At 38.1% G+C, this 14,173-nt stretch carries 9 protein-coding genes; 1 reads left to right on the top strand and 8 read right to left on the bottom strand.

The window, feature by feature from the left end:
* Window positions 1-79: 79 nt before the first annotated feature.
* Entirely contained in the window at window positions 80-1,174 is a 1,095-nt protein-coding gene (locus NG78_RS02105; protein ID WP_004128015.1) for a hypothetical protein, read from the top strand.
* Between the two features lie 73 nt (window positions 1,175-1,247).
* On the opposite strand, the gene glgX is transcribed toward NG78_RS02105, so the two are convergent.
* From glgX to NG78_RS02145, 8 genes are all read right to left on the bottom strand, one after another.
* A complete protein-coding gene (glgX, locus tag NG78_RS02110; protein WP_004134840.1) occupies window positions 1,248-3,377 on the bottom strand; it encodes a glycogen debranching protein GlgX in 2,130 nt (709 codons plus the stop codon).
* A 100-nt stretch (window positions 3,378-3,477) separates the two neighbouring features.
* Entirely contained in the window at window positions 3,478-6,519 is a 3,042-nt protein-coding gene (polA, locus tag NG78_RS02115) for a DNA polymerase I (RefSeq protein ID WP_004134838.1), read from the bottom strand.
* Window positions 6,520-6,626: 107 nt separating this feature from the next.
* On the bottom strand, window positions 6,627-7,415 hold the full coding sequence (locus NG78_RS02120) for an ANTAR domain-containing response regulator (RefSeq protein ID WP_029600160.1): 789 nt from the start codon (window positions 7,413-7,415) through the stop codon (window positions 6,627-6,629).
* Between the two features lie 225 nt (window positions 7,416-7,640).
* Window positions 7,641-8,729, bottom strand: a complete 1,089-nt coding sequence (menA, locus tag NG78_RS02125; RefSeq protein ID WP_004134835.1) for a 1,4-dihydroxy-2-naphthoate octaprenyltransferase — start codon at window positions 8,727-8,729, stop codon at window positions 7,641-7,643.
* A gap of 39 nt (window positions 8,730-8,768) precedes the next feature.
* Window positions 8,769-9,542 carry an energy-coupling factor transporter transmembrane component T family protein gene (locus NG78_RS02130; protein ID WP_004134834.1) on the bottom strand — a complete coding sequence of 258 codons (774 nt, stop codon included), beginning with the start codon at window positions 9,540-9,542 and terminating at the stop codon, window positions 8,769-8,771.
* Between the two features lie 12 nt (window positions 9,543-9,554).
* Window positions 9,555-11,411 (bottom strand): ABC transporter ATP-binding protein, encoded by a 1,857-nt coding sequence (locus tag NG78_RS02135; RefSeq protein ID WP_050541788.1) that lies wholly within the window; start codon window positions 11,409-11,411, stop codon window positions 9,555-9,557.
* A 262-nt stretch (window positions 11,412-11,673) separates the two neighbouring features.
* Window positions 11,674-12,300, bottom strand: coding sequence for a hypothetical protein (locus NG78_RS02140; RefSeq protein ID WP_004134831.1), 627 nt, complete (start codon window positions 12,298-12,300; stop codon window positions 11,674-11,676).
* A gap of 467 nt (window positions 12,301-12,767) precedes the next feature.
* Window positions 12,768-14,168 (bottom strand): glycoside hydrolase family 3 protein, encoded by a 1,401-nt coding sequence (locus NG78_RS02145; protein ID WP_004134829.1) that lies wholly within the window; start codon window positions 14,166-14,168, stop codon window positions 12,768-12,770.
* Window positions 14,169-14,173 lie beyond the last annotated feature (5 nt).

The raw sequence follows: 14,173 nt of genomic DNA, 5'->3' as shown, positions 1-14,173 counted from the left end.
GTGTATAAAATTTTATGCGTGCTTGACTTTAGTGCAAACTGTACAATGTAATTAGTTAACAAGATAAAGGGGCTAAAGTATGGGACGTTTCCAGCGAACTGAAGCAATGGGATTAATAGCGTTTCTTGTATGCGCATCATTCGCAATGGTTACTATGTCTATGTACATGTTGGTTATGCCAGCATTTTGGCAAATTAGCCAAAGACTTTTCCTTACAGCCTCAGGAATTGTGGCTTTGTGCAGCATTGGCGCTTTTATTATTGGCTATTTGCGTACTAATAAAAAATTTACCGGACACCATCTGATTCGCATAGTAAAACATACTTTTGAAATTACAGCGCTTTCTACAATTTATGGCGCAACAATGTTTCTTATGTCTTTTGCTTTGCTTTCCATCATAAACAGTATTATTGGCAAATCTGCAATGAACAATTACTTGCCGGTATTATGTTCAGCATTATCTGGAATTGTTGGTTACGCAACACTTATTCAAGCTGAGCTTCTTGAAGCTAAAACTGTAGCTTCCCTGCTTCCACTATTCGTTATTTCGGGCGCCGCAACTGCAGGTCTTACCACGGATGACCCTTACTGGTATAACAATAATTTTTCTCAGCTTGGCGACAGAACCACTTTTGCAGCCAGCATGTTTAACGCAACGCTTGTACTATCTGGAATTTGTATTATCATAACAAGCTACTTTGCTATTACAGAATTTGTTGCAACCCAACGCGAAATATTGCAGCACAATAATGAAGAGCGCACGCGTCATTTTAGAACTCGCACAACTATTATGGCTACTTTGCTTATTTTAGGCGGTATTGCTTTTATTGGCATAGGAACTTTCCGCTATACCCCTCATCCTTTTCTTCATGACTTGTGCGCTAGAGGCGTAACTGGATTAATTTGCACAATGCTTGTATGCTTGCCTTGGTTAGCTCCTCGCCTTTCTCGCACATTTTATGTAGCTTCTGATTTAGCTGTTGTTCTTACAGCTTGGGCTGGAAATCAGTGGATGCACGGTCACAATACTCTTACTAATGTTGAAGCATTATCTTGCCTGCTATTTCTAGGATGGATTATTGTTTTTTCAAGGCAGGTTGCAGCTATGCAAACTGACCGTCTTCAATCAAAAATTAATCAGGCTATTATAGCAAATAGCAGCGCAGGAAACTAAATTCCCTACGCTGCTTCAATCTTATGAAATTATAAAATTATTTGCGATTAAATTATTTTTATTCGAATCTTATTTAATGTTCTGGCTTATGTTCGCTCATAAGTAGCAAGAAGCTGCGAGATTGAGCCACAATATTAAATCCTGCCTCATATAAAAGCTCAGGGCCTTTTGGATTGTAAGTGTCTACAATAAGCTTCCACTTTTCACCATAACGCTTGTCTGGCAATGTAAAAGTAATAGGTTCATAATGAGCATTAAATATAAGAATAAAGTCGTTATCGACCATTCTTGTTCCATACCAGTCTGTTTCTGGAATGTCGGATCCATTCAAATAAATCATCACGGAAAGCGCGTGAGTATTTGACCAATCTTCCATGTCCATAACAGTTCCGTTATGATCAAGCCATTCAACCTGTGGAATATCGCAAACGTCATCATTGCTTGAACGCCCAGTAAAGAAGCGACGACGATGCAAAACAGGGTGATGAAGACGCAAATGAATAAGCTTGGAAACGAAATCAAACATATCACGTTGAGTTTCGTTATAATCCCAGCTCATCCAAGAAATAGCGTTATCTTGACAGTAAGCATTATTATTGCCGTGCTGTGTACGCATCACTTCGTCGCCTGCGCAAATCATAGGAATACCCTGACTCATAAGCAATGTTGAGAACAGGTTACGTATTTGCCTCTCGCGCAGCTCATTAACATCGTGAATACTAGTAGGACCTTCTACACCGCAATTCCAAGAACGATTGTCGTTTGCGCCGTCGTTATTTCCTTCTTTATTCGCCTCATTATGCTTTTCGTTATAGCTTACTAAATCGTTCATAGTAAAGCCGTCATGAGCTGTGATGAAGTTCACAGAAGCAACAGGCTTACGTCCATTTTGCTCATACAAATCAGAACTTCCCATAAGCCTACTTGCAAACTCAGGCAAAGTAGAAGGCTGCGAGCGCCAAAAGTCACGAACGCAATCCCTATACCTGCCATTCCATTCGGACCAGCTTGGAGGGAATCCACCAACCTGGTAGCCACCAACACCAATATCCCAAGGCTCTGCAATAAGCTTTACGCTAGAGATAATAGGGTCTTGCTCAATAATGTCAAAGAATGCAGAAAGTTTATCTACTTCTTGGAACTGGCGAGCAAGAGTTGCAGCTAAGTCGAAGCGGAAGCCATCAACGTGCATTTCAGTCACCCAATAGCGCAAGCTGTCCGTAATCAATCGCAATGCTTTCGGCGAGCGCATAAGCAAAGAATTACCAGTACCAGTAGTATCAAAATAATGACGCTGATCGTTGTCTACGAGACGATAGTATGCGCGATTATCAATTCCACGGAAGCTTAAAGTTGGGCCTCTATCGTTTCCTTCAGCAGTGTGGTTATAAACTACGTCAAGAATAACTTCCATGCCAGCAGCATGATAAGCCTTAACCATTGACTTAAACTCATTAACTTGCTCACCGCGCTGACCAGAACTTGAGTAAGAATTTTGCGGAGCGAAGAAACCAATGGTATTGTAACCCCAATAGTTGCTCAATCCCTTATTTTGTAAGAATGAATCATTTACAAACTGATGAATTGGCATAAGCTCAATCGCCGTAACACCAAGCTTCTTCAAATAAGAAATAACGCTTGGATGTGCAAGACCTGCGTAAGTTCCGCGAATATCTGCAGGAACACGGCTATCAAGATTAGTCATACCGCGAACATGAGCTTCATAAATAACAGAATCATGGTATGGAATCATAGGATGCTGATCATTACCCCAATCAAAATATGGGTTAATAACAGCAGCTTTCATTGTGTGAGATGCAGAATCCAAAGTATTCATTGCAGAAATATCATCCGGATTATCAAACCAGTAAGAAAACAGGCTCTCATCACCGTCAATATTGCCTTCAATTGCTTTTGCATATGGGTCTAAAAGAAGCTTATGCGGATTGCACCACAATCCGTGCGAAGGATCGTAAGGACCATGAACACGATACCCATAACGTTGGCCAGGTTGAATACCTGATACATAGTTATGCCAAACGTATGAGTTCTGTTCGGTCATATCAATACGTGTTTCATTATCATTCTCGTCAAACAAGCATAATTCAACGCGCTTTGCGACTTCGGAAAACAGCGCAAAATTAACGCCGGCGCCATCATAATTGGCACCAAGCGGATACATGGAACCTGGTCTTATATGCATAATATAAGTATCTCATATATTTGCGCACTTTTCACGCTATGTTGCTTTTATTTGAAAAAAGATGAAAATTTATACAAATTTATTCAAATGTATGCAAAATTTAATGAGCTGCTAATTGCCAATCAACACCAACGCCAGTTGATACATTAAGCGGAACATCTAAATTAACTGCATGTTCCATAGCTTCTCGCACAATATTTTCTACGCTATCTTTTTCTCCGTGCGCAATTTCCAAAATTAATTCATCGTGAATTTGTAAAATTACGCGACTTGCCAATTTAGAATTTCGTAAACCTTTATCAACACGTATCATTGCAAGCTTCATAATATCGGCTGCAGTTCCTTGAATTGGAGCATTTAAAGCTCCACGCTCGGCAGCTTCGCGAGCTGCACGATTATTTGACGACAACTGTGGGAAATACCTACGCCTACCAAACATTGTTTCTGTATACCCAAGTTCTTTAGCTTTTAAAACCAAAGACTCCAAGTAATCATGAACTTTTCCAAAAGTATCAAAATACTTATTTTTCAATACTTCAGCAGCAGACGGCGTAATAGAAAGTTGTTTTGCCAAACCATAAGTGCTCAATCCGTACGCCAAACCGTAGCTCATAGCTTTTACGTGAGAACGCTGGTCACTACTAACTTGATCTACAGGTATTTGATAAACCAGACTTGCCACATATTTATGAAAATCCGCACCAGAGCAGAACGCTTTAATAAGAGTTTCATCATGAGAAGCATGAGCCATAATACGCAACTCAACTTGAGAATAATCACAGCTCATTAAATATTCAAAATCTTCACCTGGAACAAACGCTGCACGGATTTCACGACCAGCAGCATTACGATTAGGAATATTTTGCAAATTCGGATCTGCAGAACTTAATCTGCCTGTTGCAGCAATAGTCTGCTCAAATCTTGTATGAATACGTTTATCGTCATAATGAGCAGCATCAATTAAGCTTTGCACTATTTGCTTTAACTTATTTTTCTCACGATGACTAAGCAGAGCACCCAAAAATTGGCTTGCAGGTTCTTCAGGATCAAGTTTCGCATACATTGCTTGCAAAGCTTCAGCATTAGTAGTGTAAGAACCGTTTTTTGTGCGCCTAGTTGGTTTAAGAGCAAAATGATCAAACAGTATTTGCTGCAATTGCTTAGGACTTTGCAAATTCACACGATTTCCCGCAGCCTGCCAAGCCATATTCTGAGCAAATTCAGCATCGGAAGAAAATTGCTGGAACATGCTACTTAAACGCTGCATATCTACAGCAGCACCAACATCTTCTAATCCTCGCAAAACTCTTGAAATAGGCATTTCCAAGTTTGACATCAAACCTGTTTGTTTTCTAGAATCCAATTTTGGCGCAAATTGAATAGCTAAAAGACGCGTAAGAACAGCAGTTCTTAAAATTTTACCTTCAAATTTTTGCGTTTCTTCTTCACTTGTTTTAGCTTCATCTAAAGCTGACGAATCATCAAGTAAAAGATCAAGCTCACCCTGCTTAGCTTCCTGATTATCCAAATCTTCATCATCGCTTGAAATATCTAAATAATGTTCTGCCATATTTTCAAGCGTTTCAGCGCGAAAATCAGGCTCAAGCAAATATGAAGCCAATCTTGTGTCAAGAAGAGGCGTAATACTAGGATCTTCGCAATCAACTAATTTCAAAGATGACAACAATCCTAAATGCTTTTTATAATCGTGCAAAACTATTGAAGAAGCATATTTTTGCAAAAATTCTCTTAACGCTTCAAGTAATGAATTTCCCTCTACATGCAAGTCTGAAGCATAAATTAGCGCTGCACTACCCTTAACAAGCAGCAATAAACAGTCTGCTTTTAAACCAAAACGATGCTTTGACTGGCAGCTACTTTCATGAGCATATACAACTAATTCGCGATTATTTAATATTAAATCTGCACATTTTTGCTCATTATCAATAAGTTTTTCTGCATCTAAAGAAGAATCATCTCGCGAAGAATCTTTCGTATTGTCTTCTTCTAGGAAGGTAGATACGCTAGTTTCCCACTCGCGTAAATCTTCTAAAGATTTAATATGACTTACTTTAGTATTTTCTAGTACATCTTGAAGATCTTCAGAATCAGAAGTTGATTGCTCGCCGCTGTTTAAATGCTCTATTTCGACATTTCCTTCATACGTTGAAGAAAGCATAATTCGCATATTGTTATCAAGCAATTGCTGATTTGTGCGGCTAAAAGCTTTAAGAATCTTACGCTTTTTTAATTCACCAAACTCAAGTTGAGATAACAACTCTCCCAATTTCTTAGCATTAATATCTTCACCAAAACGCAAATTATCAACACTAATACCAAGATCTAAGTCACGAACCAAAGCATTAACTCGACGGTTCAAACGAACCTGATCAATATTTTCTCGTAAAGCTTCACCCTTTTTACCTGTAATCTCACCTGCATGAGAAATAATATCTTCCAAGCTGCCGAACTGGTTAATCCATTTGGCAGCATAGCCATCTCCAACACCAGGAACACCAGGAATATTATCTGCAGTTTCGCCTCTTAAAGCAGCTAAATCAGGATATTGCTTAGGAGTAACATTATATTTTTCTAAAACGGCAGCAGAATCCATTTGTTTCAAATCTTTGAAATGCTGCCCCGGATAAAGAACTGTAATATTGTCGTCAATAAGCTGGAAGGCGTCTCGATCTCCAGAAAGAACTAAAGTTCTATACCCCGAATCAGCGCCCATTGTTGCAAGTGTTCCAATAACGTCATCACCCTCATAACCGGGTTTTTCAATATAAGTAATATCTAGAAAACGAAGCATCTGCTGAATAAGAGGCAATTGAGAAAGAAGCTCTTGAGGAGCAGCTTCACGCGTACCCTTATACTGAGGAAGCATCTTATTTCTAAAAGTGCCACCTTTAACGTCAAAAGCAATAGCTAAACGGTCAGGATTTTCTTTTCTTACCACTTGCGAAAGCATAGTGATAAAGCCCCAAACAGAATTGGTTGCTTGACCATAGCGAGTAGAAAAATTATCCGCAGAAACTGCAAAAAAAGCACGGAACGCAAGAGAATGGCCATCAACGACCAACAACGTTCCTTTCTCATTCTTAAAATCAGAAGAATGTTCTTCGACGATGCTGGTATCCACTGTTGATTACTCACCCACGTTCCGTAATTATTACAAATTATGCTAATAGTATTCAGCACAACAAGCGTTATGATTTAATAAATTTAAGATTTTTAAGATTAATATTATTAATCCTCAGAATCTGAGTCTATTTTATCATCGCTATACTTTGAAATAATAGCCAAAGCAAGACGCTTCTTAGGAATACGCTGATCCATAGAAGTTTTTTGAATCCAACGGAATGCACCCTGCTCTGAGAACCCGGCCTTATCCATAAGAAGACCCTTAGCTCGATCTACCAGCTTGCGTTCTTCTAATGTATCTTCAGCTTTCTTAAGCTTTTCTTCCGCCTTTTTTAGCTGATCTTCCGTATCGTGCAATCTATTTTCTGTGCGCTCAACGCTATCTAATAAATCGTTGATCTCGCTAAAACGACCCATAGCAACTTCCAAAGCTGGAAGAAGCTTAGATTCTTCATATGGCTTAGTTACGTACGCCATTGCACCGGCGCCTGTTGCTTGTTTTACTAAATCTGCCTGCGAAAAAGCAGTGAGCATAACAACTGGCGCAATGTTTTCATCACAAATAGTTGCTGCAGCAGTAATACCATCCATAACAGGCATCTTAACGTCCATGCACACAACATCAGGATGATGCTCACGAGTCAACTCAATAGCTTCCTGACCATTAGCTGCCTGACCTACAACCTGATAACCGTTATCTTCAAGCATAGCTACTAAATCCATGCGATTAACAGATTCATCTTCTGCAACAACAACAGTGCGAATATTGTTAGATTTCTTATCTTCAGACTCGTTCTTCGCAGCTTCTGCATCAGCAGCCTTACGAAGCTCATCATCAGTAAGTATTTCAGGCATCGTTTGCTCTGTCCCTTCATTCCTTTTCGTAACTGGCATATTCACAACCTCATTTCATTGCCGCATAAACAGGGCAACACCGCCATGCATCTTTAACATGACGACTACGCAACAGCACGTTCACAAACACCAGTAGAATCACGCATCATAACGCGATTTGCATGTCACTAAAACCGCACGCGCCCAATGTTTGTGTCAATCAATGATACCATAAGATTCACGAGACTCGCGAAAGAATGCACAAATTCGCGCTATTTTGCTTATTTATATAATCGCAGACAACAGTACTACTGCAGATGCAAAAATGGCTTGAGCAACGCAAAGCGCAAAAGAATTCTTATAGTCACCTTTAAGTATACATTTGGCAAATTTATACGCTTTTATTACAAGAGCTACCAATATAAACCACTGAAAAATAGCAAAAAATAGGTGCAATGAAATATTGCGTATAAACTCACTAAAACTGAAGAAAACTTCAGAACTATAAAAGCTCCATATTGAAGGAACTTCAAAAGGAAAAACAATAATTGAAACCGAATACGCTAACAACAAAAGAGCCGCAACAATACTCGCTGCAGCACATAAACGTCTACCGCTTTGCTCTCCAAGCCTTATCATCACAGTTATTTTTCCATGCTCTTTATCACTTGCAATATCTCGAAGATTGTTCACCATCATTAAGCATGCAGAATAAGCTCCAGGAATAAATGACATTAAAACACAAGCCAAAATCATTAATGGACTATTAATAAAAATATTGTTGGCTTGAACACCTATGCCATGCGTTATTGCACATAAAGATCCAATAAAAGGAACAGGGCCAAAAAACACAAAAGCGCTTAATTCTCCAAAACCTTTATAACCATAAGGATGCTTTCCTCCTGCATAAAACCACGCTGCAGCAATGCAGGCAATTCCAAGTGGAATAAACCACAATATTCCCGTGCTAAAAACAATAAGCAAGCCCGCAATGCAAGAAATCAAAGCAGAAACTATTACCGCTTTAAGCACAGATTCTGACTTAATACCAGCATCCGCAAGACGCCACGATACATCGCATAACGGCTTAGAATTTTTACTTTTACTCACAGGGCGAAACTTACGATTCTCGTCTAAGCCATTCAAGCCGTCACAATAATCATTCGCATAATTAACAGCAATCTGCATAAATACTGCAACCGCACAGCATAGAAAAAATTGTATAAAACATTGCACAAAACTAATAATTGGTTTCTCAAAATGCGAAAAACGCATCATTCTAAGAGAAATCGCGAATGCCATAACAACAGGAACTAAGCCTATTGGCAGAGTGTAAATTCTTGCACCTTTAATCCAAACTTTTACACTTTTCATTATTAGCCTCTTAAACTATTTGCTAATTACATAAATGCTTCATACAAGATTAGGCAAAAAGATTGAAGTAACTATTGGCAAAGCAATAATAAGTGCGGAAATAAATATAAAAACAAATCCTCTCCACCCAAAAGGATAACTATAGTAAGAAGATTTGCGGGTGCGTAAATAAAAACCACGTTCTTCAGCAGCGAGCGCACAACTGTCCGCCTTACGAACTGAAGTTACTAAAAGTGGCACAATAAGTGGCATCATCAACTGTAATTTCTTAAAAGGATTTTTAGTATCGTACTCAACACCACGCGCCATTTGCGCTTCTGTAATTTGTGTCATTTCGTAAGAAAAAATAGGCACAAAACGGACTGCAGTAGTAATAGTAAAAGCGTAGCAGTATGGCACATGCAAATATTGAACTACTGCGTTTGCAAGATCGTTTAATTTAGTAACCATTAGCACGCTTACTAGCGGAAGAGCAAAACAGAAGAGTCGCAAAGCTGCTTTTGCACCAATATCCATACCGTTTTGAGTAAACCACAGGAAAATATAATGACCTTTTTGAGCAATAACTGTTTGCATAACAAACATAACACAAGCAATTATTATCATTGCTTTAATAAGGTTTAATAAAGCTTTTACAACATGAGCACAAGCCATTGCAATAAGAATAAGTACAGCAAGAGCAATAAGCACAGTGTACTGTTTTGCAATAAAAACGCTTATTACAACACTGGCAGCAAGAATAAGCTTTGCAATAGGATTAGCTTTATGAAATATGGTATTGCCATGTTGATAAGTTAAAAGTTTTGTTTGCATGCCAACCTACCTTTACCTTTGTTTCTGCTCATTTTGCGTACTATTTTTACCACTCAACGCTTGCACTAATAGAGATCTAATGTACAATCCCCTACAATTTTCAAAACCATTCGCAACTAAGCCTTGAGAAACAGAACACAATAATGGCGGATACAATGCAGCAGCATCGCAAACTTCTGGTTTTTCAAACACATCTTTTGCCAATCCGTCAATAATAAGCTTTCCGTCATTAATAACTATCAATCGTGTTGCATAATCAAGAACAACTTCCATATCGTGACAAACCATAATCACGCAGCAACCGTGATCTCTCAAATCTTTAACTACTTGCATAATTTTCATGCACTCATTGTAGTCAAGTCCGCATGTAGGCTCATCAAGAACAAGAATTTTAGGACGCGTTACAACAGTTGCAGCCAAAGCAACCATTTGACGCTGACCTCTAGAAAGCATAAATGGAATATCTTTCGGGTTAAGATTAAGCTTTTCAATAATCTGCATTGCATGCTCTTGAGCTTGGCTAGGATCTTCACCGATTAATTCACAGCTAAAAGCTACTTCTTCAAGAACAGTTCTTTTACAAAGTTGACGATCAGGATTTTGGAATAAGGTAGATACATATTTTGCTATTTGACTAATGCGAAGCGACTTAGTATCGATACCATCTATTTCCACACTACCTTCTGTAGGTCTTAATAAGCCATTAATAATCTTTGTAATTGTTGTTTTTCCAGCACCGTTTCTTCCAATTAAAGCAATTAATTCACCGCTATTTGCATTAAATGAAACATCTTTTAGAGCTTTAACGCCATTCGCATAAGCAAAACTCACATTATTTATTGAAAGGCATGGCTTGTTAGAATTATCTAAATTATTAGCTTTTATAAAAGTTTCTTTACTGGACTCTAAAGAAGATTCTGCATTATTCGAGTTATTTGAATTAGAAAGTTTAGAATAATCCGTACGTAATGTTTTAACAATAGTATTTACAGTTTCTTCCACGCCAACAGTAAGTTCAGAAGGATTACAAATTTGCTCATCTTGCAACTGCTTAATTAAGTGAGTAGTACGAGGATAGTTAATACCAACTTTACGAAGTAAATCAATGTCTTTAAGAGCTAAAGAAACAGGAGCATCAAGAACGAGCTCACCTTTAGAAAGCACTATAAGACGTTTACAATATTCGCTTAATAAAGCAACTTTTTGCTCGATAACAACAATAGTAATACCAAATTTTTTATTAAGATTTTGAAGAATAGAAAAAATCATGCGGGAAGATACAGGATCCAACGCACATGTTGGTTCATCCAGCACTAAAACTTTAGGTTTCAGCGCCAAAATTGCAGCAATAGCAACTTTCTGCTTCTGACCGCCAGACAGTGTATCTAGATCTCGATTGCGCAAATCGCTAATGCCAACAGTTTCTAAAGAGCTAACTATACGATTAGGGATTTCATCGTGAGGAACACCAAAATTTTCCAATCCAAAAAGCAGCTCATCTTCCACGTTCGCAGCAACCATTTGAGCATCAATATCTTGAATAACTGAACCTATTAAGCAAGCAATATTAGTTAGTTCAAGAGTTGTAGTGTCATGACCAGCAATACTTACAGTTCCACAAAAGTTTCCCGAATAATGGTGAGGAATAGCACCAGAAAAAAGCGAAGCAAGAGTTGTTTTACCAGAGCCAGAAGGTCCAATAATTCCAACAAATTCACCAGGGTAAATTTTAAGATTTACTCGATTAAGCGCATACGTATTATCTTCAACGCTTGAAGTATTTTCACTACGATTTGTACCGTATTGAAAAGACACATTCTTCAATTCAAGTAGCGGCTCTTCTAAGTGGGAATCATTAGGTTTTTTCATAAGGCTCTTTATGTTTCGTTGTTGGGCTTGTTCAACTAATTTTCTGCCAGCAATAAGTTCGTTTTGCTGATGCGTACCATCCATAACTGTAACACACCAATCAAACTCAAACTATTTACCAACATGCAAGTTGATGCCAATCGCAATACGACTGGCATCAACTTACTTTTATACCTTTATTTTTCTATACACTGCAATCATTCATGCATACTAAGTGCAATAAAAACACATTTTATGCAAAATAATTTGTATAAAAATTGATTTACTTATGCAATACAATCTTCAACGGAGTGTAAAGTACTTCAACAACAATCGCATTAAATACTGCTGTACCCAAAATAATTGGAAGCATCACCATTACCATATTTGGAGAGTGAAGAATGAAGAAAGCAGCAATAAGAGCAAAAATGCAACCAGAAATTACAGTCGTAATAAAAGTAGAGATGAATGGGAATACGCTTACTTTACGAGCTGCATCCTTTGGGAACACGCGAATATAACCAATTAATATTGCAGTCATAATGATTGCAGCTGGAATATCGCAAGCATACTCAAGGAATGGAATTGAAGTATTAAATTGAATTAATGTTGCTGCAAGAGCACCAATAATAGCTCCCTGGTAAATCTTCGGCCTAACGAGCAAAATTGACAAGCAGAACGAAGCAATAACAAACTCAGGCTGAATATTTCCAATAGAAAGAGATTTTGCAACAGTAAAGTCAAGAATACATCCTGCTGCAAAAAGTACTGCAACTAAAACTAACGAAGTAATATCTAATGCGTGATTCTTAACTTTTACATTTTGCATCATTACAGCTGCAGCATCTGTAGTTGCGTTTGCACCATTGTTATAAGCTTCCTTAACGGTTTCGTTAATTTCTTGAGCCATGATTTCTCTCCTTATTTGGGCTTTATATTATTCATATAAAGCTATCGAATATTTTGTTGTGGTTTGTGATTTGTGACTTGGTTATTTTTTAAATTTAAGCTTGTATACAAAAAGACCCCCGGGCTTACCCCGGAGGTCTTCTACAAGCTTTTATATGCAGCTTCTAAAACTTCAGAGTAAACTCACGCCAAAGAGAAGACTGCCACCACCACATACGAGCAGCGTTAAGAGTATTCATAGATTCAGCATTCATGTTCATGTTACGCATGATGACTGCCTCCTAAACTCATTAACTAGCTGTGGTTAACGCACAAACCTCAACCGAAATATTCGATATTCGTTTGTGTTGAAATGATGCTAACACCATGAAAGTACAAATGCAAACACAACACGCGCACAAACGGAAAATATTATTAGAATTCTTAGTTATTCTTAGTAATTATCGGTAATTATCAGTAATTCGTTTGCTATTTAGAAAGTTTTTGATATTTAGCAATCTGCAATTTTACAGCAATAATTCGTTTTACAGAATCATCAATTCTAGACTCAGGGATTTCTCCTCTACGAACAGCATTAACAACAGAATAGTAAGCCTGACGCAAATTTGCAGGAGAAAGTAACATATCAAGACCTGCTTTAATCCCAGTAATTGCAGCGCTTGAAGGAGCATAACGTAAAGATATTGCTCCCATTCCTAAAGAATCAGAAATCAGAATACCGTTATAGCCAAGCTTTTTACGAGCTAAACCTGTAACAATCATTTCCGACATACTAGCTGGAGTATCATCTCCCGTAATCTTCGGATACGACACATGACTAACCATAATAAACTTAACGCCAGTATCTACAGCATCTTTGAATGGAACTAAATCTACTTTTCTTAAAGAAAATGGAGTTTGATTCGAAACTGTAGTACCTTTGTGAGAATCTTCAAAAGTTGAGCCATGACCAGGAAAATGCTTATACGTAGCAAAAACATGATTTTCTTGCAAACCATCCGTAAACGCGTCAGTCATACTAGCCACAAGCTTTGGGCTAGAACCAAATGAGCGCTTTTTCATAAGATTATTATCTGGATTAGTTAGCACATCTGCAACAGGGGCAAAATCAACATTAAAGCCAAAATCATGGAGATATTTACCAATATATGCTCCAGCTTTATAAGCTTTACGCATTTTCTTAGTAACGCCAATATCTCTCATATTAGGAGAAGTATTCACTCCCATTTGAGGATTAGAACTAACTCTTGCAACAGTTCCACCCTCTTCATCAACGCTGACAATTGCAGGCAATGATACACGAGCATTACTCATTTCTTGCAATTTAGAAATCATACTTTTAGTCTGTTCAGGACTTTGAATATTTTCTCTCGTATACATTATTCCGCCAACAGGCAAGGAGTTAAAAGTCTGCTGCATTTGTGCTCCAGAAGAAGTTACAGTCCAGTTTATGCCAACTAATTCCTCAGGTTTTACAACAAACATTTGCGCAACTTTATCTTCAAGAGACATTTTTGAAAGCACGCTTCTAACTTCTGCGCTATTGGAATCAACTCCCCTACGAGCCAGCTTTTTATGAGCTTTAATTAAAGCCTCGCGCTTTTCTGCTTCTATTGCTAACTCTTTAGGACTCTTAATAGCAGTTCTATTAGAATGGCTAAAGAATTGCGAGCGCATAACATGTACTGCAGCACACATAGACACTGCTATTAAAGCAACCGCAATAATAATCGCAAAAATAGAAGCGAAATGATTCCTCGACGCAACTTTTTCTACTCGCTGATTATGCAATGCACCCCTATACTGTACTGTGCGACCAGTTACAGTATGCGGCACGCTTTGCAATTTACGCGGCTGTTGCTTACGCATAAGCT

Origin of the sequence: Gardnerella greenwoodii 00703Dmash (assembly GCF_000263635.1) — a bacterium.
GTDB classification, from domain to species: Bacteria; Actinomycetota; Actinomycetes; order Actinomycetales; family Bifidobacteriaceae; genus Bifidobacterium; species Bifidobacterium greenwoodii.
Note: the sequence above shows the minus strand (reverse complement) of the source record. Positions and strands in the feature narration are given on the sequence as shown.

What these genes read in the sequence shown, in the direction of transcription:
- NG78_RS02120 (WP_029600160.1), bottom strand. Translation starts at nt 7,415, where the DNA reads ATGCCAGTTACGAAAAGGAATGAAGGGACAGAGCAAACGATGCCTGAA.
- menA (WP_004134835.1), bottom strand. Translation starts at nt 8,729, where the DNA reads ATGAAAAGTGTAAAAGTTTGGATTAAAGGTGCAAGAATTTACACTCTG.
- glgX (WP_004134840.1), bottom strand. Translation starts at nt 3,377, where the DNA reads ATGCATATAAGACCAGGTTCCATGTATCCGCTTGGTGCCAATTATGAT.
- NG78_RS02145 (WP_004134829.1), bottom strand. Translation starts at nt 14,168, where the DNA reads ATGCGTAAGCAACAGCCGCGTAAATTGCAAAGCGTGCCGCATACTGTA.
- NG78_RS02130 (WP_004134834.1), bottom strand. Translation starts at nt 9,542, where the DNA reads ATGCAAACAAAACTTTTAACTTATCAACATGGCAATACCATATTTCAT.
- NG78_RS02140 (WP_004134831.1), bottom strand. Translation starts at nt 12,300, where the DNA reads ATGGCTCAAGAAATTAACGAAACCGTTAAGGAAGCTTATAACAATGGT.
- NG78_RS02105 (WP_004128015.1), top strand. Translation starts at nt 80, where the DNA reads ATGGGACGTTTCCAGCGAACTGAAGCAATGGGATTAATAGCGTTTCTT.
- NG78_RS02135 (WP_050541788.1), bottom strand. Translation starts at nt 11,411, where the DNA reads ATGAAAAAACCTAATGATTCCCACTTAGAAGAGCCGCTACTTGAATTG.